Origin of the sequence: Gardnerella sp. 2492, from assembly GCF_050320365.1 — a bacterium.
In the GTDB taxonomy this organism is placed as follows: domain Bacteria; phylum Actinomycetota; class Actinomycetes; order Actinomycetales; family Bifidobacteriaceae; genus Bifidobacterium.
The window spans coordinates 418,973-441,806 of the sequence record NZ_CP186952.1; the positions used below are offsets into that span (position 1 = coordinate 418,973).

Genomic DNA, 22,834 nt, shown 5'->3' on the forward strand with positions numbered 1-22,834 from the left:
CAGCAATACAATAAGCGGAGGAATTCATGGAATCTTTGAATAATGCTGTTTTTCACAGCACTCGTTCAAACGCGCACTCATTTAGTGCAAAACAAGCAATCCGTAAGGGTATTGCTGAAGATGGCGGATTATTTGTAACTGATACTTTGGGAGATAAGCGATATGATCTAGCAAATCTTCCTGGAAAATCTTATCAAGACATTGCGCGCGACATTTTAGGCATACTACTTCCAGATTTTACTTCCGACGAACTTAACGATTGCGTAAAAAATGCTTACGGATCTCAATGGTCTGATTCTTCTATCACTCCTCTTAAGCAGCTTGGGAATACTAAGGATTTTGTTCTGGAACTTTTCCACGGACCGACTTGCGCGTTTAAAGACGTTGCTTTGCAAATTTTGCCACAGTTTATGTCTCGCACTCAGGAGAATAAATTAGAAAACAACAATGAGAACGTTATGATTCTCACTGCTACTTCTGGAGATACTGGTAAAGCTGCTTTAGAAGGTTTCGCTGACGTTCCTGGTACTTCTATGATTACTTTCTACCCAGAAGGTAAAGTAAGTCGCGTTCAAGAGTTGCAGATGACTACACAAAATGGCAGCAATGTGCGAGTTTGTGCAGTTCGCGGCAATTTTGATGATGCTCAAACTGGCGTTAAGAAGATTTTTACTAAAACTGATCTTAATGATGATTTACGTAATTCTTCTCACACTTCGTTATCTTCCGCAAATTCTATTAATATTGGTAGGCTCGTACCGCAAGTTGTGTACTATTTTGCAGCTTATAAGCAGCTTGTAGATTCTGGAAACATACAGCTTGGTGACGAAGTTGAGTTTTGTGTTCCTACAGGCAATTTTGGTGATATTCTTGCTGGATATTATGCAAAAATGCTTGGTCTTCCTGTGAAGCATCTTATTGTTGCAAGCAATAGTAACAATGTTTTGTTTGATTTTTTGGTAAGTGGAACTTATAACCGTCAGCGCCCGTTCTATCATACTGTGGCTCCTTCTATGGATATTTTGGTTTCCTCTAATTTGGAACGCATGCTTTATTACATGTGCGATAAGGATACGCGTTTAATCCAAATGCTTATGAACGATTTGGCTCAGTGGGGCGCTTTTGAGATTCCGGAAAACGTTCTTGCTAAAATACGTGCGCTTTTTGGCTGCGGCTGGGCTAACGAAGATCAGATCCGTTCTGCTATTTACGATTGCTGGAATGAGCATAAGTACGTGATTGATCCTCATACGGCTTGTGGATATTTTGTTATGCAACATATGCCTCACGATGGCAATGTGCCACGAGTGCTTTTAAGCACTGCAAGCCCATATAAATTCCCTCGTGTGGTAGATGAAGCTTTGAATATTGACGTGAATAATATGGATGATTTCCAATGCATGGATGCTCTTAGTAAAGCAACAGGCACAAAAGCTCCAAGCATGCTTAGAAATCTTGAGAATAAATCTCCACGTTTTAATGATGTTATTAATGTTGAAGATATGCCTGAATATGTGTTAACTCAAGCGCATAATTTCGCAAGATAATCATAAGCCATGAGTTTTTAAGTGAAAGAGGCTGGTTTACTTTCTATAAGCCAGCCTCTTTTACTATTATTCGTTATTACTCTCAAATAAAGCTGCATACACTTCGTTAATAACGTTTAAATCATGGCCTTTTCTGGCAGCTGCTGCAAAAAATCTTCGTCTTCTAACTAAAGGCTCAAGATTTTTTGTACGCTGAGCAGTTTTGCGGCCAAGCTCCCAAGCTGCTTCAGTGAATACTCCAGAGTTTTGAGCAGAAGCTACGTTTTGTGAAATAGCAGCAGGATCAACATTTTTACGCTGCAATTCCATTCGAGTAGCTCTAGCACCAAGAAGCCTCGCTGCGCAGGAGCGAATCACCATTTGAGCATACTGATTGTCATCAAGAAGATGCAATTCAAGCAAACGATTAATAACCGCATCAATAGCAACTTCCGTGTAACCTTTTTCACTAAGCCTCTTTCGCATGTCCATAACAGAACGAGGAGCATAATCTAAAAGCCTTAAAGCTGCTTCCCTGCAATCATCTTCACTACTATTGCAAATCTCATCGCTTAAATCATTTACTTTAGCGCTTTTTACATACGGCATGTTTTTTGTATTATTTTCTGCGCTTAAAAGTACTGACTTATTCGACAATTCTTCGCAAGTATGTAGCGTTGCACTATTACTTTCGTTATCTTCTCCAGTATGCGCTACTGGATGATTACGAAGAAAATTCTCGACACTAATTACCATGATTTTTTCGCTTCTGCTATTAATCAAATAACTAATGTTTTATTTTCCTGCTACTCTTCTGGCTCTGAAACATCATTTTTGCTTTCAACTTCAACATCATCATGGTTTTCGTCTTCAGCAAACTGATCTTCACTATGCATAAGACCTAATGCGGCTTTTACTTTCTCACTAATTTCTTCAGTGATAGCAGGATTATCCTTCAGGAACTTACGAACGTTCTCACGACCCTGACCGAGTTGTTCGCCTTCGTAAGTAAACCAAGATCCAGATTTTTTAATAACATCAGCCTGCAAACCCATATCAATAACTGAACCTTCAGTAGAGATACCTTCGCCATACAAAACATCAAACTCAGCAGTTTTAAAAGGCGGAGCCATTTTATTCTTAACAATCTTTACTTTAGTTCTGTTACCAACTGCTTCTTCACCATTTTTAATAGTAGAAACCCTTCGAATATCCATACGAACCGACGCATAGAATTTCAAAGCTTTTCCGCCAGTAGTAGTTTCTGGATTTCCGAAGAATACTCCAATTTTTTCACGAAGCTGATTAATAAAAATTGCTGTTGTTCCAGCTTGAGAAAGAGCACCTGTCATCTTGCGTAATGCCTGACTCATTAAACGAGCTTGCAAACCAACGTGACTGTCTCCCATATCTCCGTCAATTTCTGCTTTTGGAACTAAAGCTGCAACAGAATCAACAACAATAACATCTAATGCGCCAGAACGAATAAGCATATCCGCAATTTCTAACGCCTGCTCACCATTATCTGGTTGCGAAACAATAAGAGAATCAGTATCCACGCCCAATTTGCGCGCGTAAACAGGATCTAGTGCGTGCTCTGCATCAATAAACGCAGCAACGCCACCTTTTCGTTGAGCATTGGCCACAATATGTAATGCCAATGTTGTTTTACCAGAAGATTCAGGACCATACACTTCAACAATACGACCACGAGGTACGCCCCCAATACCAAGTGCCATATCAAGAGCTAGCGAACCAGTAGGAATTACTTCTACATCTTGCATTGGTCTATCACCCAATCGCATTGCAGAACCTTTACCATACTGACGCTCAACATTAGCTAACGCTGTTTCCAACGCAGCTTGACGGCGTGGATCTGTTTTATCGGCATCAATAAGTCGATCCACTGCCACTTTAGATTTGGCTTGCACCATGTTGCTACTCCTTTCGCATGCCGTTATGTATCACATGACATTAATCTGATACAAGATGCCCATGCAAGCGTTTTATAGCATTGTGGATACAGGGTCTAAAACCTTGGTATTCCGCGATATTACACGCTGCAGAAGCCCAGCAATTATCAGTATACACCACGTGCGAACATTTGTTCGATGGTGTGTTGTGTGCAGTTTAGCGTGCTGGCATCGGCGGAGCATTACGATCTTTACCCCACCGTTTACTATCCGGAATACTCATATGATCGCATAAAACATTCCAAACAACTCTAGGTTCCACGCCAGCTTCTAAAGCTTCATACACGTTCATACCATCGAGCTTCTGCAATCCCTGGTCGCGCGCAATACTGCGACCAAATTCCCTACCGAAAACTTCCTCAAGAAGTTCCCAAAATTCACGCTCTTTCAAAACAGCCCCTGATTATTCAGACAAATTTGCACTAATATTTTTTGATTCATTCAATTCCACAATTGCAGTATATGCAATCGTAATAATCGTATTAACTGTAGAAACTCTAACTTGACTACGACTCCCATTAAATCGCAGTTCAAAAGCAGAACACAACGCTCCACTCTTGTAATCTAAATACACATTTTTAACGCAAGGAATATTAGATACAGATTTAACAAAATCGTTACGATTAAAAGTATCTACTAAAACTTTAGGAACGTACATTCCTACATACACTAAACCTGCTGGTTTAGATCCATCTGGTCCAGGTCCTGCAACTCCCGTAGTAGATAAGCCTATTACAGGGAACGATTCTTCCTGCAATTCAAGTGGAATTTTCTTTTCCGACTCGTACTGCCAGCCACTGCCGCGATAAATTTTTGCAGTTCCACTTGCCATCTGCATTGCTACTTGCGGATGGACAGCACCTTCGCTTTTTAATAACTTAAAATCCACGCCAAGCAACTTCGCTTTAGCATGAATATCATACGTTACAGCAGAACCTAATAGCACTTTAGAAGCGCCTGGAATGCTCACAAAAGCATCCGCAAGCAATCCTCCAGTTAAAGACTCCGCTAAAGCAATATGCCACCCACAGTTTGCACACTTATTTAACAAACAAGCGGCTTTAGTGGATGGCATATTCACAAGAATTACTCACTATTCTTAAAATACTGGCTATTATTTCACTCACTATGATTTGTAGTAACAATCCTACGAGGAGAAGCCGGCTTATCTTCTAACTGTTCTGAATCAGAATTAGTAGACGAAACTTTAGAACGTGCAGTATTCTTTTTAAAGAAAGCTTCATACACGTAAATAGCTGCAGAATACAATGCAAGTCCCAAAGAAATACCGAGCAAACCGTAGGCAACTGCGTAGTAGGAAACAACCCAGTTTGGCAATTCAGCATCTGCACTTCTTATGCAAATAATCAAAACCGGCAAAATAATCATGCCTAAAGCAATAGCCTGAGTCAAAGTCTTATACTTTCCTGCAGAAGATGCCGCAATTACCTTACCGTTTTTGTGAACAACGTAGAAGCGAATAATAGTAATAGCAACTTCTCGCAAAACGAACAGAAGTGAAATCCACCAAGTAATCTCTTCAAAAACAGCGGCAATAATCAAAGCACCAAGCATAAGAAGCTTGTCTGCAATAGGATCAAGTAATTTGCCAAGTTCAGTAACCTGATGGTATTTACGAGCCATCCATCCATCAATCTTATCTGTTGCTGCTGCAACAACAAAAACTACAAACGCAGCCCAACGCACACCAACAGATTTTTCACCCAAAGGACCTGCATACAAGTACAATCCAATGAACAATATTGAAAGAACAATACGAGCATACGTCACAATATTAGGAGCGCAATCCCAACCATCAAACAGTGACGATTTACCTTTTTTCTTCATACGCATACCCTCATTCTACCTCAAACTCAAAACTTCTATACACGCGCAAACTTTGAGCAGGTAAGTAGAAAATACTTAATTTTATAATTAAATACCCATTAATTTGTTAGCTAAAACTCAATATAAAAAGAGAAATTATATAGAGTCTGACTCACCTCTAATAAATGCCAAAACTTTTGGCAAATCTTCCGGCTGAACCAAAACTTCGCGAGCTTTAGAACCTTCAGAAGGACCCACAACGCCTCGAGATTCAAGCAAATCCATCAATCGACCTGCTTTTGCGAATCCAACGCGCAACTTTCGCTGAAGCATTGAAGTAGAACCAAACTGCGAACCGACAACAAGCTCTGCAGCTTGAAGCAGTTCGTCCATATCGTCGCCAATATCGCTAGTTTTAAGCTTGCTTTGAGCTTGAGCATCCGCTTTTTGTGCCATTTGTTCAATATCTTCACGATACTTTGGCTTGCGCTGAGTGCGAACATACTCCACAGCCTTACGAATTTCAGATTCACTCACCCACGAGCCCTGCACACGCTGAGGTTTTGCAGCACCCATTGGAAGGAACAAAGCGTCACCTTGACCAATCAAAGTTTCCGCTCCAACAGTATCGAGAATAACCCTTGAATCAGTTGCAGAAGAAGTAGCAAAAGCCAATCGAGAAGGAATATTCGCTTTAATCAAACCTGTTACAACGTCAACAGACGGACGCTGAGTAGCAAGAACCAAATGCACACCTGCAGCTCGAGCAAGCTGAGTAATACGCTGAATAGAACTTTCTACATCGTTCTTAGCAACCATCATCAAATCAGCCATCTCGTCTACAACCACAAGCAAATACGGATATGGAGCAACTTTTCTTTCAGAACCGGCCGGAGCATGAACTTTTCCTTCACGAACAGCCTTGTTGAAATCTTTAACGTGACGGAAACCAAAGAATTGCAAGTCGTCGTAGCGAGCATCCATTTCTTTAACAACCCACTCAAGAGCCTGCGCAGCCTTTTTAGGATCAGTAATAATCGGCGTAAGCAAATGCGGAATACCAGCGTACGCAGAAAGCTCCACACGCTTAGGATCTACCATAATCATTCGAACCTGCTCAGGAGTTGCCCTCATAATAATCGAAGTAAGCATTGAGTTAATAAAACTCGACTTACCAGATCCAGTAGCACCAGCAACAAGCAAATGCGGCATTTTATCGAGAGCAGCCGTTACGAAATGACCCTCAACATCTTTTCCAACGCCTGTAAGCATAGGATTAGGATCATTCATAGCTTTTTGCGAGCGTAGAACGTCTCCCAAATGCACAATTTCGCGATCGACGTTTGGAATTTCAATACCAATAGCAGATTTTCCTGGAATTGGCGACAAAATACGAACATCCGTACTAGCTACAGCGTATGCAATATTTTTTTGCAAATTGGTGACTTTTTCGACCTTTACACCAGGACCAAGTTCAACCTCGTATTGTGTAACAGATGGGCCTCTAAGGAATCCAATAACGTGGGCATCAACGTCAAATTGCTCAAAAGTAGAAGTTAATGCGCGAATAACGTTGTCGTTTGCTGGAGTTCTCGCAACATGTGGCTTTCCATGAACTAATAGGTTCAAATCTGGAAGATGATAAGGCTCAATATTGGAATCAACTTCAGAAATCGGCGAAACTTCAGATGATACTTGCTCGTTTTGTGACTCTTGCGAAGTTCTATACTGATCCATACGCTCAGCCGGTACTTGAGACCAAGGGTCTACTGCTGAAGAAGAAGTGCTCATAGGCGCTTTAGGCATGACATCAATAGACATTGGGACAGAAGATGCGGTTCTAGCAATAGGATCTCCAGAACGCACAGAACGACCAGTTTGTTTAGAATTATTAGGATTATTATAATCTTCAGGTTCTGTATTTTCGTAACTACTACTTACAGTTCTCGGCTCAGCAAAACCAGATCCTTCATGCTGCTCATTTGCCTCACCGTGAATGGCAGCAGCATGAGAAAACGCGTCGTCACCAGCATACTCATCTAATAATTCTTTACTATTTTCCTTCTTCTTACTAGAAAACAGCGATGCGAATATGCCTTGCACAAATCCAGAAACACCCTTATAAGATTTCTTAGCACTCACATCCTCAGCATCTTCATCGTTATGCTCAGGAACGCCTTCAGCGAACTCTATAGAAGTGTCATCTTTACTGTCAGTCGTATTATTTTGATCTTCATTTTCAGCGTTCTTATTCTTATCACGAAGCTTAGTTACAAAAGAGCCGATCATATGAGAAATGTCAGTAACGTGCAAACGCAGTATAAGAAGAATAGAAAATAGCGCAACAAGAACAAATATAGCTAGCGCAAATATGCGAGACAATCCCCAAGATAAAGGAGAGCCTAGTGAAAAACCAAGCAATCCTCCTGCTTTACGAATTAAATCAAAATCAAAACCGTGATGCTTTGGCGTAGCAACAACGTCAAGAATGGAACAAACGGACCAAAGAAGTAGTATAAAACCACTGATTACACGAGGATTACCAGATCCGGCTCCACTATTTCGCATAAGTCGTACAGCCACCGCACATAACCAGATAGGTAAAACTATGCTCATTAAACCAAGAAGACTTGAAGCAAACAAGTGCAAGCTTAAACCAATAAATCCGCTTACTCTAAACCATTCGGAAGCACAAAATAGCAGTGCTAGAACAAGCATTGTAAAGCAAAGTCCATCGCGCCTATACGCCTCATCGTACTCACCTACACCAAAAAGTGAACGCACGAGTTTACCTAGCGTTCTAGGCACAAGCAGCAACGCTGATTCCCAAAATGGTTCGCGAGGCTCACGAGATGACTCCTTACCTGCCATTAGAAGCTCCTTCTATGCAACTTATGCAAAATAAAATATAAGCACAAAACTTACGTCTACATTACTAACTTAATAAGTCTACTCTTATGCGCGAGGATATTCACAAATAGTAGTAAAAAAAAAACGGCCAAAACAGCCGTAAAAAAGAAGTGGGGTGGCTAACGCGGCTTGAACGCGCGACCTTCTGAACCACAATCAGATGCTCTACCAACTGAGCTATAGCCACCATGTGCATAAAACCTTAACGGAATCACACAACAGAGGAATACTATACACGATTTTCTTGATTTACGCTAGCACAACACACTTCGGCGCGTCGTGATTAATGGATTTTGACTAGACAATAGGAAATGTAACAATATACATATGAGTTTTTCTGAGCAAAATAATCGCATTTTTGGCGTAACTGAAAACATCAGTAACACAACCGCACTTCTACTTGGTTCAGGTGAGCTTGGTAAAGAAATTGCGATTGAACTAATGCGATTAGGTGTGCGCGTATGCGCAGCAGATAGTTACGAAAACGCTCCAGCTATGCAAATTGCGCACGAAAGTCGCGTAATAGACATGGCAGATCCCGAATTATTAAAAAATCTAATCGAAGAAATTCAACCAAATATAATAATTCCAGAAGTGGAAGCAATTTCAACAAAAGTATTATCTTACGCGGCAAAAGAACTAAATATACAAGTTGTTCCAAGCTCCGACATTGCATCCATCGCAATGGATCGCGAACGACTTCGAACTATTGCTCACGAAGATTTAGATCTTCCTACCACACCGTACCGTTTTGCTTCTTCTTATGAAGAACTTGAAACTGGCGCTAAAGAAGTAAACTATCCTTGCGTAGTAAAACCAGTTATGAGCTCTTCTGGACACGGACAATCGATAGTTTATAGCCCAGAAAATTTACTTGCAGCATGGAATGAAGCACAGCACGGAAGACGTGCAGCAAAAGGTCACGAAAATGAGTGCTCTCGAGTAATAGTAGAAGCTTTAGCTCCGCTTGATTATGAGCTTACTGTACTAACTATTAGCTCTTCTGCAGGTGTTACTACTTGCGAACCTATAGCCCAACGCCAGCAGGATGGAGACTATAGAGAATCCTGGCAGCCTGCGAATATTCCAGAATCTATTCGCACACAAGCTAAGAATATTGCAAAGCGTGCTGTAGAAGGTTTAACTGATATTGCACGAAAAGCAGGAGAAACTGGTTGGGGTGTTTATGGTGTTGAACTATTTGTACTAAAAGATGGATCGCTACTATTTAATGAACTTTCTCCGCGACCTCACGATACTGGTATGGTAACTATGATTTCGCAGCATTACAGCGAGTTTGCACTGCACGTACTGGCTATTTTAGGCGTACCAATTACTGAAAATTACACTGAGCTTTCGCTAAAAAGTAATGAATTTGCAGCAAGTCACGCAATAGTTATCGAGGGAAATGGTGCAGTAGGCTTCACAAATATAGAAAACGCACTATGTACAGAAAATTGTACAGACAATTGCGCAGACAATTGCGCAGAGAGCCACGAAGAAAACTCAAAAGAAAACTTCAGACTTAATCTAAGAATTTTTAGCAAACCAGAAGTACACGGACACAGAAGAATGGCAGTAGCGCTAGCAACTGGATCTACTTCTAGTAAAGCTAGAGAAAACGCGACACGCATTGCTTTAACACTAAAAACTACACAAACAAATGCTTAGATACATTGAAAATTAAGGCATATGAGTTAAAAGCAACAATAATTTACAGTACGCGCTAAAGGAAAATTTGTAGGTAACAATTGTTAGTCTGAACGTGCTGGCCAAGGTCAGGTAAACCTACAAATATTGTTGGTTTACGCCTACAACTATGGATGCATAAGAGAGGCAAGTCAATGGAAAAACTTGACAAGTTGTATGAAGGCAAAGCGAAGAAACTGTATGCTACCGATGATGCAAATGTGCTTTGGGTAGAATACATGAATCAGGCCACTGCTGGTAACGGCCTTAAGAAGGCTCAGATAGCCGGAAAAGGCAGTCTAAATAACCGAATCACTTCCCTACTATTCCATCTACTAGAGGCTCGTGGCGTAAAAAGTCACTTCCTCGGACGTATTTCTGACACCGAACAGCTAGTAAAACGTATGCGCATGTTCCCACTGGAAATCATTATGCGCAATACTGCTGCCGGCTCATTTGCTAAGCGCTACGCAGTTAAAGAAGGCACACCATTAAAGAAGCCTCTACTTGAGTTCTGCGTTAAATCTGACGAACTTGGCGATCCTTTTATTAATCCTGAAGGTGTTGTGGCTTTAGGATTAGCAACAGATGAAGAAATGACGGAAATAACCCGACAGGCTCATGCTGTAAACAATGCTCTTCTTGACATATTCTCCAAGATCGACGTGCAACTCGTTGATTTTAAGATTGAAGAAGGCGTAGACGCTGAAGGAAATATTCTGCTTGCTGACGAAATAACACCAGATACTTGCAGACTTTGGGATAAGCGCAATGCTGAAGCAGGCGTAAGTCACTTAGATAAAGATCTTTTCCGACGCGATTTAGGCGACATTATTCCTGCTTACGAAGAAATTCATAAAAGACTCGAAGCACTCGCAAACAGCGAAGGTTTAGACGTTACTGTGCGTAAACCGGAAGAGTGCGTAAAAGATTAATGTTTTGTGGCTCGTGCTAAAAATGCACGAGCCACACGCATTATAAAGACACAAAATAAACAAACTTAGCAGATTAAAAATTAAAACTTAAAAATAAATAAAAATAAAATAGCTTATAACTTAAACATCGCAACGAACCATTTATCAACCAATAAGGCAGGTTTCTCGTGGTATTTCGCGTATATGTGGAAAAGCGAACTGGTTTTGACGTAGAAGCACAACATCTTCTACATGATTTAAAAGAGAATCTCGGAATGGATGCGCTAAATTCAGTGCGCATTATAAACCGTTACGACGTTGAAGGTATAAGTGAAGATTTATTCAACACAGCGGTTAAAACAGTTTTAAGTGAACCTCCTGTTGACAACACTTATGATTATCTTCCAATTAACACAAACGAAAAAGTTTTTGCAATAGAATTTTTGCCAGGACAATTTGACCAAAGAGCAGAATCTGCAAGCGAATGCATTCAGCTTATTAGCCAAGGCGAGCGCCCACGCGTAAGAAGTGCGAAGGTTATTGCACTAAAAGGCAATCTTGACAATAACAGTATTGAAAAAATAAAGCATTATATTATTAACCCTGTTGAAGCTCGTGAAGCATCTCTCGACACTGTAGAAACTTTACAAACAGAATCAGTAGTGCCAGCTGACGTTGAGATATTAAATGGTTTTATTAATTTAGACGATGCTGAATTGCAAAAGTTTATTTGCAAACGCGGCTTAGCTATGGATTTTGCTGATATTAAATTCTGCCAGCAATACTTCCAAAAAGAGCAGCGCGATCCTACTATTACGGAAATACGCGTTATAGACACGTACTGGTCTGATCACTGCCGTCACACTACTTTCGGTACAGAACTTACGAATATTACTATTGATGACAGTGCTGTAGAAGAAGCTTTTAACAAGTATCTTTCTTTAAGAAAAGAATTACATCGCGAAAATAAACCTATTTGCCTTATGGACATGGCAACTATAGGTGCTAAGTATTTGAAATCGCAAGGAATTCTTAAAAACTTAGATGAGTCTGAAGAAATTAATGCTTGCACTGTAAAAGTTAAAGTAGACGTAAACGGTCACGACGAAGATTGGCTATTCTTATTCAAAAACGAGACACACAATCATCCTACAGAAATTGAACCTTTCGGTGGAGCTGCAACTTGCATAGGAGGATGCATTAGAGATCCTCTTTCAGGTAGATCTTACGTTTACCAGGCTATGCGAGTTACGGGAGCTGCAGATCCAAGAACTCCCGTAAACGAAACGCTTGAAGGTAAGCTTCCGCAGCGAAAAATAGTAACTTCTGCTGCTGCAGGATACTCTTCTTACGGAAATCAAATTGGTTTAGCAACTGGCGAAGTGCATGAACTTTACCATCCTGGATATGTTGCTAAAAGAATGGAAGTTGGAGCAGTTGTAGCTGCTACCCCAGCAGATCACGTGCGTAGAGAAACTCCAACTCCTGGAGATGTTATTATTCTTCTCGGCGGTCGCACTGGACGCGACGGTATTGGAGGAGCTACTGGAGCTTCTAAAGCTCAAGATACAGAAAGTATCGAAGAGTGCGGCGCAGAAGTTCAAAAAGGTAACGCACCTATTGAGCGTAAACTGCAACGACTTTTCCGCAGAAAAGACGCTTGCAAGCTTATTAAGCGTTGTAATGATTTTGGTGCTGGCGGAGTTTCTGTTGCAACAGGAGAAATCGCAGACGGCCTAGTAATAAACCTCGATAAAGTATCAAAAAAGTATGAGGGTCTTGACGGAACAGAACTTGCAATTTCTGAATCTCAAGAACGCATGGCCGTTGACATTGCTGCAGAAGATGCAGATACTTTCTTATCGTACGCACGTGAAGAAAATCTTGAAGCAGAGATTATTGCTACTGTTACAGAAGAAGCTCGCATGCGCATGACTTGGCGAGGAAGCACTATTGTTGATTTAAGTAGAGATTTCCTAGCATCTAACGGAGCTGCAAAACAGCAAGCCTTGCATGTGGAAAATAGCGAAAACTATTCCATGCCTTGGCTTTGCGGAGAAGAAAAATCTCTAAACGCTAGAATGATCAAACTAGTAAGCGATATTAATATTGCTTCAAATAAAGGTTTGTCAGAAAGATTCGACTCTACGATTGGAGCAGCAACTGTTCTTATGCCTTTTGGCGGCAGACGTCAGCTTACTCCTGCTCAAGCTATGGTAGCTAAATTCCCAGTTTTTGGTAAAACTCACACTGCTTCAGCAATGGCTTGGGGTTTCAATCCGTATCTTATGGAAAAGAATCAGTTTACTGGTGCTTATGTTGCTGTTGTGGAATCTTTAGCAAAGATTGTTGCCAGCGGCTTTACTAGAGAACGAGCTTACTTAAGTTTGCAAGAGTATTTTGGAAAACCAAAAGATGTTCCTGAACGTTGGGGTAAGCCTACTGCAGCTGTTCTTGGAGCTTTAAGTGCACAAATTGATTTCGGTGTTGGCGCAATAGGCGGCAAGGATTCTATGAGTGGAAGTTTCGAAAATCTCGATGTTCCACCAACTTTGATTTCATTCGCAGTTTCTACTGGCGATGCTCGACTTGCAGTTTCTCCTGAATTTAAGGGATCCGATCATAAGATAGTTAGAATTTCGCCTAAATATAAGGAAGACGGAATAACTCCTGAAAAAGAAAGTTTCCTGAAAGTTCTTGAAATTGTAGAAAATATTACTAAAAACAAGCAAGCTTTAGCTATATCAACTCCAGGTTATGGAGCAGGAGCAGAAAGCTTGTTTAAGATGACTCTCGGCAATCATATTGGAATTAACTTGTGCAATACTTTTGCCGATGAAGAACTATTTAAACCTTCTTACGGTAGTTTCTACATTGAGCTTGAAAATAATACGCAATTAGATGAATCTGCTGACTGCGTTGATATTTCCACAGTAGGCGAAACAAGTAAATACTATGTGCTTACTTCCGCAACCGGAGAAAGTATTGATTTAGCTGAAATCCAAGAAGTTTGGGAAAAAGGCTTAGAAAGCATATTCCCTTACAGAGAGAAGGGCGAAGTTGTACAAACTTTGTCTTATAACAAAGAAAATTCAGCATCAACTACTAAACATTCACACACGCAACTTTCTCACCCTCGAGTAATTATTCCAGTATTCCCAGGAAATAATTGTGAGTATGATACGCAAGCTGCATTTGAAAAATCTGGCGCAGACGCTCACACGCTCATCATTAATAATTTGAATGCTAAGAATATTGCTGAATCAACTAAACAATTAGTTGATGAAATTAAAAGAAGTCAAATTGTTATGATTCCTGGCGGCTTCTCTGGCGGTGACGAACCTGACGGTTCTGCAAAGTTTATTACAGCATTCTTTAGAAATCCTGAAGTTACTGAAGCTGTAAGAGATTTGCTAAACAATCGCGACGGCTTAATGTTAGGTATTTGCAACGGTTTCCAAGCACTTATTAAGTTAGGACTTGTACCGTTTGGAGATATTGTGCCAATTGACGAGAACTGCCCAACTCTTACTTACAATACGATTGGTCGCCATCAAAGCCGTATTGTTAGAACAAGAATTGCTTCAAACAGTTCACCATGGTTAGCAAATACTAAAGTTGGAGATATTCACACTGTGGCTATTTCTCACGGCGAAGGTCGTTTTATTGCTAAACCTGAAGTATTAGAAAATATGATAAAAAATGGCCAAATTGCCACTCAGTATGTTGATAGCAATGGAGTTCCAAGCATGGATTTGAAAGTAAATCCAAACGGCTCGATTATGGCTGTTGAAGGAATTACCAGCCCTGACGGAAGAGTGCTAGGAAAAATGGGACATTGTGAACGATCCGGCTGCGATTTGTACAAAAATATTCCAGATTTTACTTCGCAACCACTGTTTGCTGCTGGTGTCGAATATTTCACTGCCTGATTTTTATACTAAAATTTTATTGATAGATAACTAGAGATAAGGGGTTGTATGTCTGCGGAACTTGAAGACATCCACGAAGAATGCGGCGTTTTTGGCGTGTGGGGACATTCAGACGCTGCACGACTTACGTATTTTGGTTTGCATGCTTTACAGCATCGCGGCCAAGAGGGTGCCGGAATTGTTTCTAACGATAACGGAACACTTCACGGTTATAGAGGACTAGGATTACTCACACAAGTTTTTAGTAACGAAAAAGTAATGGATCGTCTTACTGGAAACCGTGCAATTGGTCACGTTAGATACGCTACTGCAGGTTCTGGAAGCGTAGAAAACATACAACCATTCCTATTTAGATTCCACGATGGTGACGTAGCTCTAGCACACAATGGAAACCTAACTAATTGCACTACTCTTCGCAACAAACTAGAAGACGAGGGAGCAATTTTCCATTCAAATTCAGATACTGAAATACTTATGCATCTTATCCGACGCTCATCTCAACCAACCTTTATGGATAAGCTGAAAGAGTCTTTGCATATTGTTCATGGTGGTTTTGCTTATCTTCTTCTAACTCAAGACGCGCTTATTGGTGCTACAGACCCTAACGGTTTCCGCCCACTTTCTTTAGGAAGGATGAGCAATGGAGCGTACGTTCTTGCTTCAGAAACTTGCGCTCTAGATATCGTAAGTGCTGAATTTATAAGAGATATTGAGCCTGGAGAAATTATAGTAATAAACGACAATGGTTACACTATTGAACGTTACACTGATAAAATACAGCACGCAGTATGTTCTATGGAGTTTATTTACTTCGCTAGACCAGACTCTAATATTTACGGCATAAATGTTCATTTTGCAAGAAAACGTATGGGTGCTCGTTTAGCTAAAGAGTCTCCAGTTGACGCAGATATGGTAATTGGCGTACCAAATTCTTCCTTATCTGCAGCTTCCGGATATGCTGAAGAAAGTGGCATACCGAACGAAATGGGATTAATTAAAAATCAGTACGTTGCTCGCACTTTTATACAACCAACTCAAGCACTAAGAGAGCAGGGAGTTCGTATGAAACTTTCAGCAGTGCGAGGAGTTGTTGAAGGTAAACGAGTTATTGTTATTGACGATTCTATTGTGCGTGGCACTACTTCTCGCCGAATAGTTCGTCTTCTGCGAGAAGCTGGAGCTAAGGAAGTTCACGTACGCATATCTTCTCCACAATTAAAATACCCGTGCTTCTACGGTATTGATATTCAAACCACTAAAGAGCTTATATCAGCAAAACATTCTGTTGAAGAAATTCGCGAATATATCGAAGCTGACTCTTTAGCTTTTCTATCTTTAGATGGTTTGATTGAGTCAATTGGTTTACACAAACCTGCTCCATATGGCGGTTTGTGTGTTGCTTATTTTAATGGCGACTACCCTACTGCTTTAGACGATTACAGAGAAGAGTTTCTTGCCTCACTAAGTGAAGAGGAACGGAAACACATTCAAGAAATTTCTAAGCATAGTAAATATATTACGGAATAATTTAAGGCAGTAAAAATACTTTAGTAAAGCGCAGAAAGGAAACGATATGCCACACGCATACGATGAAGCTGGAGTTAGCGTAGAAGCAGGTTACGAAGTAGTTAGACGCATAAAATCGCATGTTAAACGCACTGATCGCCCTGGTGTTGTAGGTGGCATTGGCGGATTCGGCGGCTTATTCGATTTAGCATCTCTTGGATATAAAGAACCAGTTCTAATTTCTGGAACGGATGGTGTTGGAACCAAGCTTATTATTGCAAAAATGATGAATAAGCATGACACTATTGGCATTGATTGCGTTGCTATGTGCGTAAACGACATTGCAGCTCAAGGTGCTGAACCGCTTTTCTTCCTCGATTACATTGCGTGCGGAAAAAACAATCCTGAAATACTTGAAAAAGTAGTTTCAGGCGTTGCAGACGGTTGCGTACAGTCAGAAGCAGGTTTAATTGGTGGTGAAACTGCTGAAATGCCTGGAATGTACGACGAAGATGAGTACGATCTTGCAGGTTTTGCAGTAGGCGTTGCAGAACGTTCGAATATTGTTGACGGCTCCACTATTACAGCCGGAGACGTGCTTATAGGACTTCCTTCTTCAGGAGTTCATTCAAACGGATTCTCTCTTGTTCGCAAAGCCCTGTTTGAAGAAGCAGGTTTTAGCGTAGATACGAAGTTGGATGAGCTTAATGGCAAGACACTTGGAGAAGTTCTTCTTGAACCTACTCGAATCTACGTAAAAGCTTTGAAGCCACTTTTTGCTGAGCATCTTATTAAGGGAGTTGCTCATATTACAGGCGGCGGATTTATTGAAAATGTTCCACGCATGTACGCTGACGATTTGGCTGCAAAAATTGATACCACTAGCTGGAGCGTTCCACCTATTTTTGGCGTTATTGAAAAAGCCGGAAACGTTGCTCACGCTGAAATGTTCAACGTTTTTAATATGGGCATCGGCATGGTTTTGGCAGTTGACGAAAGCAAAGCAAACGACGCAATGCGAATATTAAACGAGCATAACGAAACCGCTTATATTATTGGCAAAATGACTAAGCGCGAAAACGCTGCAGTTGAGTTGTTGTAAGTAACAAATACACAAAACAATAAGCTGCAAAATCTTAAAGCAATAAAGGATTAAAGATGAAAGTTTTAGTAGTTGGTTCTGGCGCTCGCGAACACGCTATTGCACGCTCTCTGCTTAATGGAGAAAGCGTTGATGAAGTAACTGTTGCTCCTGGAAATCCTGGTATTGCAGCAGATGGCATTCAAACTGCAAATATAAGTCAATCAGATCATGACGCTCTTATTAACTTCGTAAAAGAGCACAACTACGACTTTGCGTTCATTGGTCCTGAAGTGCCGCTTATGAATGGCATTGTTGACGATTTTGAAGCGCATGGAATTGCCGCTTTTGGCCCAAACAAAGCTGCGGCTCAAATTGAAGGCTCTAAAGATTTCGCAAAAAAGCTTATGGCTCGTCACAACGTTCCAACTGCCGCTTATCACACTTTTGATTCTTTAGAACCGGCACGCACATACGTTCTTGAACACGGCGCTCCAATTGTTATTAAAGCGGACGGTTTAGCTGCAGGAAAAGGCGTTACTGTTGCTATGGATGAGCAAACAGCAGTTGATGCTTTGGAGGATATTTTCGTCGATCACCGTTTTGGTCAAGCCGGAGCAAAAGTTGTTATTGAAGAATTTTTGCAAGGACAAGAGTTTTCACTTATGAGTTTCGTAAGCGGAACTGATTTTTGGGTTATGCCTATTTCTCAAGATCACAAGCGCGCTTACGACGGCGACAAAGGACCAAATACTGGCGGCATGGGAGCTTATAGCCCTGTGCCACAAATTAGCGACGAAACAGTTCAGCGTGCTATCGAAGAAATTGTTCGTCCAACTGTTGAAGGATTAGCTAAAGAGGGTACGCCTTTTACCGGTGTGCTTTATGCTGGCTTAATTGATACAGCAACAGGTCCTAAAGTTATTGAGTTTAATGCTCGTTTTGGAGACCCAGAAACAGAAGTTGTACTTCCTCGCCTCACTTCAGATTTTGGTGCAGCTATATGGAATATTTTGCAGCATAAGAATCCAACTTTTACTTGGAAAAATAGCGGTGTTACGCTCGGTGTGATCATTGCTAGCGAAGGCTACCCTGGCACTTTAGTTACTGGAACTCCTCTTCCTCAAATTCCTGTTGACGAAAATAAAGGTCAGCACGTGTATTATGCAGGAGTAAAAAGCGATGACGAAAGCGGAAAACTTCTTACTTCTTCAGGCAGAGTATCTCTTGTACAAGTGCATGGAAACGACGTAAAAGACGCTCAAAACAACGTTTATAGCATATTAGATAATCTTAATCTTCCGCACATGTTCTTTAGGCACGATATCGCATCTAAAGCTTTGCAGTAGACTAAATTATTTATCTACTCTTATTCATCTTTATATACTCGTTTGGCCTGCAATAAAAATATTGTTGCAGGCCAAAACTAAATTCTACACATACTATTTACTTAACGCGCACTGCACTAAAATCAGCTAGGTATATTTAAGAAATCAGTATTCTTAAGATAGTGCTTTCCGCACGTTATGTCGTACTGTATAAGACGATAGTCTTCCAAAAGATCACGAGTTTTCTTATCCATGTCAGCTACAGCCATAGGGTTTCCTTTGCCGTCTAAATAAATAGGCTGTCCAGCAGGAATCCTATCCCAACCCTGAATACTATTAACAACAGGAGGCTCCATCGCGCTAATATTCTCGTGAAGCCTAGTCAAAAACGCAAGGTATGGAGAAACTTTAGCGTTCATGTGTTCTGCAACTTGAGATATAAAGAAATTAGGTGAAGAATACACACCAGTTTTGTACTTGTTATTCTGTTTATTTTCTTTACTATCTTCTACGTTATTTTTAGACTCATCTTTAAGATCAAGCGACTTTTTATTAGACCAAATAAAATAGTCAGTTAAGTGAAGCGCAAGAGAATTCTTATCATCATCACTTGCTGTACTATAAATTCCTGGCAAATGATCACCGTAGAAAACTACAGTAACAGGCTTATCAAGATTATCTAAACCATCCAAAAACTTTTTAGTTGCCTGATCCGTATAATTAATACCTTTAGAATATGTTTCTATAGAAGATGTCTCATCGTCACCAAGATCTTGACTTCCTTCAGAAGCCTGAACTTTAAAATCATTATTCGCATACCAATTACGGTAAGGCATGTGATTTTGCATGGTAACAATTTGCACAAACTGAGATTTTTTAGCAGAAGAAATCTCATCTAAAGCACTTGTATAAGCAGCATCATCGGAAACGTATGGAGATTTATCAATCATATCCTTATGCTGTATTACGTCCGGGCCTTGCAAAGCATAAAACTTACTAAAACCAAACTTTTTATAGTTAGTAGAACGCAAATACATGCTCGGCTCATACGGGTGGAATGCCACGGAATTAGACTTGTCACCCCAATATCTATTCACAGTAGGAGTCCAAGAAGCATTCGGCACAAGCTGCTGATAAGGGCTTGTAAGAGATGAATCAAAGTTCACCATACTTAACCCAGTAAGAGACATATACTCAAGATTCGCAGTACCACCGCCGTAACCAGAAGATAGCATCAAACCACTATCTGTACGATTTTTAACATCAGTTATAAACGGAATAGGATTCTTATTAACGCTAACACCTGGAACTCTTGAAGGATCGGAGAAAGATTCAGAAAGTATATAAACTACAGTATTGTCTTTCATACTTTCAGTTCTAAGACGATTAATCTCCTTAGCTTCTTGCTTGTAACGCTTATAAACAGCCTCCATAGTTTCCTGACTGTATTGTGCAGGCTGATCCATAATCTTAGGATTAATCTGTCGCAAAAACGCTACCAGCGCACCGTTTCTTTGCGCATCATAAACAGAATCCCACATTGCTGCAGAATCGCCAAAATATTTAGCAAACTTATTCGCAGAAGAATCAACGGTACCAACTCCAGAAATATACCAGCTAAGCCCAGAAAGAAGCATAATCGAAATAACTATGCGGCTAAGTATGCAGTAACGCCAATTTTTAAAATAAAAAACTTTTCCTCGCCTACTGTCAAACATATGCAAAGCTACTGTTATAAGCAAAGAAATAAAAATACACAAAACAGCTTGAGTAATAACAGTAGGAGCATTATCTGGAAGGAATGTTGCAATATTGCCAGTATTACTTTTTAGAAAATTCAAATCAGCAGGAAGTACAGTTTCGTAACGAACATTAACTTTCATATACTCAATAACCGCTATAACAACAGCGAGCGCAAACATAAGCATGCTTGTGACCCAGAACCTGTTAATAATCATTAGTATAAGACCGTAAATGCATGCAACAATAAGCATATTAAGCAGGAAAACAAAATTTAGATTCTTCCACATTTTAGTAAAAATGTAGAAGTATTTTCCTGCAGCTGAAGATGTCATACCAACGCGTCCGCTGCGCCTAACGCCAAGCTGTATAACAAAAACTATAAGAGCGTCTATAAGAACAAATAGGACTGCATAAACCCATGCTGGAACTGCAAAATGTATTGATTTTAATACTTCAAAGCAGCGCGCAACAAAAACATTCCTAGTTTTGCTAGCAACTTTATTACTATTTTTATCGCTAGCTTTATCAATGGTTTCATCACTGGATAAATCTTTTAAATCTTTCTCTTTCAGTGTTGAATCCGTTGAATCCATAGTATCCTCATGCTCATTAAGTATATGCGAATTTGCTAATAGTAATAAATTGTAGTAATTGCTATCGTCATAGCATAATAAAACACAAACATAAAGCTTATTTTTGCTTAAAACTATTAAATTTCACAAAATTCATACCTTAGATTGATTAAATAATCGTCCATAATATCTATGATTAAATGTGTTTGATATTCACACAAAAATTTGATGTGAATAAAATGAAAACCCGACGTAGAATCAGCGATTTAATATTGTGCATATAGTAAAACTGTATGTGCAGTCTATTAAAGATAGCAACAAACGCTAGCTAATAGTAGAAGTGTGTTTTAACGGAAAGTGTAGGAACGCAACGGAATGAAGCAATTAGCAAACATTAGTTTGATGGATGGCTGGTTTCCTACAGTACTTTTTTCTATTACTGGCATAGCAATAGCTTTTCTTGTTTTTACTAAATCAAAACGCGGAAAGTATTGGATTCCGCTTGCAATTCAGCTTGGAGCAGCCTTCGCAAGTCTTATAGTTGGTGGATTAATAGCTTGGCTGATTTCAGACGTATTCTTAGTTTTTGGCGTAAGTTTAGGTTGGCTTGTTATTTTCGCAATATCCGCAGGTTTCGCTTTCCTGGGTTTTGCAATTGCTACAGCATTCATGTCTAAGGGTATAAGACTTGTAGTTTGTGTTCTAGCATCACTTTTGACAATATTGTGCACAATGCTTTGCGTAGATATGGTTTATGGAGAATACACAACTATAGGCTCACTATTTGGTTGGGGTAGTTTTCCTACTTTAAAAGAAAGCGAGCAGAACGCTCCAACTACGACAATATCTCAATGGAAAGCACTTTATAAAAGTGGAAAAATTCACGTACGCAATCAAGGCATAGTGCGTTCCGTGCATATTCCAGCAACAGAATCTAATTTTAAAGCGAGAACAGCTAATGTTTATTTGCCTCCTGCAGCTTTAAGTAAACACGCTCCTAAACTTCCCGTAATGGTTATGCTAGCAGGACAGCCTGGTAGTCCTACAAGATTCTTCTCAGCAAGCAATATCGCATCCATGCTCAACGAATACGCAAAAAATCATTCAGGACTTGCTCCTATAGTGATTTCTCCAGATCAAAACGGTTCATCTTCTCATAACTCTCTGTGTGCTGACACTCCTGTTTTCGGTAAAGCCGAAACTTATCTCACTAAAGATGTGCCTAATTGGATTAAAAAGCACCTTCCTGTAAGCGAAGACCCTAAGCTTTGGCTTATGGGTGGCTTCTCGCAAGGCGGCACTTGCGCTACGCAACTTGTTCCTGCACACCCGGATATTTTCTCAAGTATGTATTCTGCTGGCGGCGAAATAGAACCTACTTGGAAAGACGAAAATCAAACTATTAGTAAATACTTCAACGGTAATAAAAAAGATTACGAAAGCCATATTCCTGAAAAGATTATGAGAAAAAACGCTCCTCTTAAACAAAACTATTATGCTATTGCCGGATTGTGGGATCCAAAATCTCAGTCGAATCAATCAACTATTTCTATAACTGCTCATAAAAGCGGAATGCGTGTAATCACAATGCTTGCTCAAAAATCAGGACACGACTGGCATACTGTGCAAGCAGGATTGCATGTTGTTATTGATCAGTTCTGTAAACAAGCTGGAATTTCAGACACTACTGCAGAACTTAATTCTTATGCTGATGTAAAAATACTCAACGATATTAAAGGGAAATGAGAGCAACAATGTCACTATTTTTCTTTGATAATCATAAATCTTTAGAAAGCAACGAAAATCAAAACTACGCGAACGATTCTAAAGAAG

At 40.1% G+C, this 22,834-nt stretch carries 15 protein-coding genes and 1 tRNA gene; 8 read left to right on the top strand and 8 right to left on the bottom strand.

Annotation, left to right across the window (positions count from 1 at the left end; genetic code table 11):
- Positions 1-26: 26 nt before the first annotated feature.
- Positions 27-1,547: a threonine synthase gene (gene thrC / locus ACPFYS_RS01610; protein ID WP_427877224.1), complete on the top strand. Its 1,521-nt coding sequence runs from the start codon at positions 27-29 to the stop codon at positions 1,545-1,547.
- A gap of 66 nt (positions 1,548-1,613) precedes the next feature.
- Here the strand turns inward: thrC and ACPFYS_RS01615 are convergent, their stop codons facing one another.
- From ACPFYS_RS01615 to ACPFYS_RS01645, 7 genes are all read right to left on the bottom strand, one after another.
- A complete protein-coding gene (locus ACPFYS_RS01615) occupies positions 1,614-2,282 on the bottom strand; it encodes a regulatory protein RecX (protein ID WP_427877226.1) in 669 nt (222 codons plus the stop codon).
- A gap of 50 nt (positions 2,283-2,332) precedes the next feature.
- The gene (recA, locus tag ACPFYS_RS01620; protein WP_427877228.1) at positions 2,333-3,460 is read right to left on the bottom strand and encodes a recombinase RecA; all 1,128 of its coding nucleotides are present in this window, start codon (positions 3,458-3,460) and stop codon (positions 2,333-2,335) included.
- Positions 3,461-3,656: 196 nt separating this feature from the next.
- On the bottom strand, positions 3,657-3,890 hold the full coding sequence (locus tag ACPFYS_RS01625) for a DUF3046 domain-containing protein (RefSeq protein ID WP_427877229.1): 234 nt from the start codon (positions 3,888-3,890) through the stop codon (positions 3,657-3,659).
- Positions 3,891-3,902: 12 nt separating this feature from the next.
- Positions 3,903-4,574, bottom strand: coding sequence for a CinA family protein (locus ACPFYS_RS01630; RefSeq protein ID WP_427877231.1), 672 nt, complete (start codon positions 4,572-4,574; stop codon positions 3,903-3,905).
- A 44-nt stretch (positions 4,575-4,618) separates the two neighbouring features.
- Positions 4,619-5,347: a CDP-diacylglycerol--glycerol-3-phosphate 3-phosphatidyltransferase gene (pgsA, locus tag ACPFYS_RS01635; RefSeq protein ID WP_427877232.1), complete on the bottom strand. Its 729-nt coding sequence runs from the start codon at positions 5,345-5,347 to the stop codon at positions 4,619-4,621.
- A gap of 135 nt (positions 5,348-5,482) precedes the next feature.
- The gene (locus ACPFYS_RS01640; RefSeq protein WP_427877234.1) at positions 5,483-8,197 is read right to left on the bottom strand and encodes a DNA translocase FtsK 4TM domain-containing protein; all 2,715 of its coding nucleotides are present in this window, start codon (positions 8,195-8,197) and stop codon (positions 5,483-5,485) included.
- A gap of 150 nt (positions 8,198-8,347) precedes the next feature.
- A tRNA-His gene (locus ACPFYS_RS01645) sits at positions 8,348-8,423 on the bottom strand.
- A 140-nt stretch (positions 8,424-8,563) separates the two neighbouring features.
- Here ACPFYS_RS01645 and purT point away from each other — a divergent pair.
- From purT to purD, 6 genes are all read left to right on the top strand, one after another.
- Positions 8,564-9,907, top strand: coding sequence for a formate-dependent phosphoribosylglycinamide formyltransferase (gene purT, locus ACPFYS_RS01650; protein ID WP_427877236.1), 1,344 nt, complete (start codon positions 8,564-8,566; stop codon positions 9,905-9,907).
- Between the two features lie 173 nt (positions 9,908-10,080).
- On the top strand, positions 10,081-10,860 hold the full coding sequence (gene purC / locus ACPFYS_RS01655; RefSeq protein ID WP_427877237.1) for a phosphoribosylaminoimidazolesuccinocarboxamide synthase: 780 nt from the start codon (positions 10,081-10,083) through the stop codon (positions 10,858-10,860).
- Between the two features lie 167 nt (positions 10,861-11,027).
- On the top strand, positions 11,028-14,771 hold the full coding sequence (locus tag ACPFYS_RS01660; RefSeq protein ID WP_427877239.1) for a phosphoribosylformylglycinamidine synthase: 3,744 nt from the start codon (positions 11,028-11,030) through the stop codon (positions 14,769-14,771).
- 48 nt (positions 14,772-14,819) lie between these two features.
- Positions 14,820-16,298 (top strand): amidophosphoribosyltransferase, encoded by a 1,479-nt coding sequence (gene purF / locus ACPFYS_RS01665; RefSeq protein ID WP_427877241.1) that lies wholly within the window; start codon positions 14,820-14,822, stop codon positions 16,296-16,298.
- A gap of 46 nt (positions 16,299-16,344) precedes the next feature.
- Positions 16,345-17,379 carry a phosphoribosylformylglycinamidine cyclo-ligase gene (gene purM, locus ACPFYS_RS01670; protein ID WP_427877243.1) on the top strand — a complete coding sequence of 345 codons (1,035 nt, stop codon included), beginning with the start codon at positions 16,345-16,347 and terminating at the stop codon, positions 17,377-17,379.
- 56 nt (positions 17,380-17,435) lie between these two features.
- Positions 17,436-18,707, top strand: coding sequence for a phosphoribosylamine--glycine ligase (gene purD, locus ACPFYS_RS01675; protein WP_427877245.1), 1,272 nt, complete (start codon positions 17,436-17,438; stop codon positions 18,705-18,707).
- Between the two features lie 122 nt (positions 18,708-18,829).
- Here the strand turns inward: purD and ACPFYS_RS01680 are convergent, their stop codons facing one another.
- On the bottom strand, positions 18,830-21,022 hold the full coding sequence (locus tag ACPFYS_RS01680) for an LTA synthase family protein (protein WP_427877247.1): 2,193 nt from the start codon (positions 21,020-21,022) through the stop codon (positions 18,830-18,832).
- A 354-nt stretch (positions 21,023-21,376) separates the two neighbouring features.
- On the opposite strand from ACPFYS_RS01680, the gene ACPFYS_RS01685 reads away from it, so the two are divergent.
- Entirely contained in the window at positions 21,377-22,747 is a 1,371-nt protein-coding gene (locus ACPFYS_RS01685) for an alpha/beta hydrolase-fold protein (RefSeq protein ID WP_427877249.1), read from the top strand.
- Positions 22,748-22,834 lie beyond the last annotated feature (87 nt).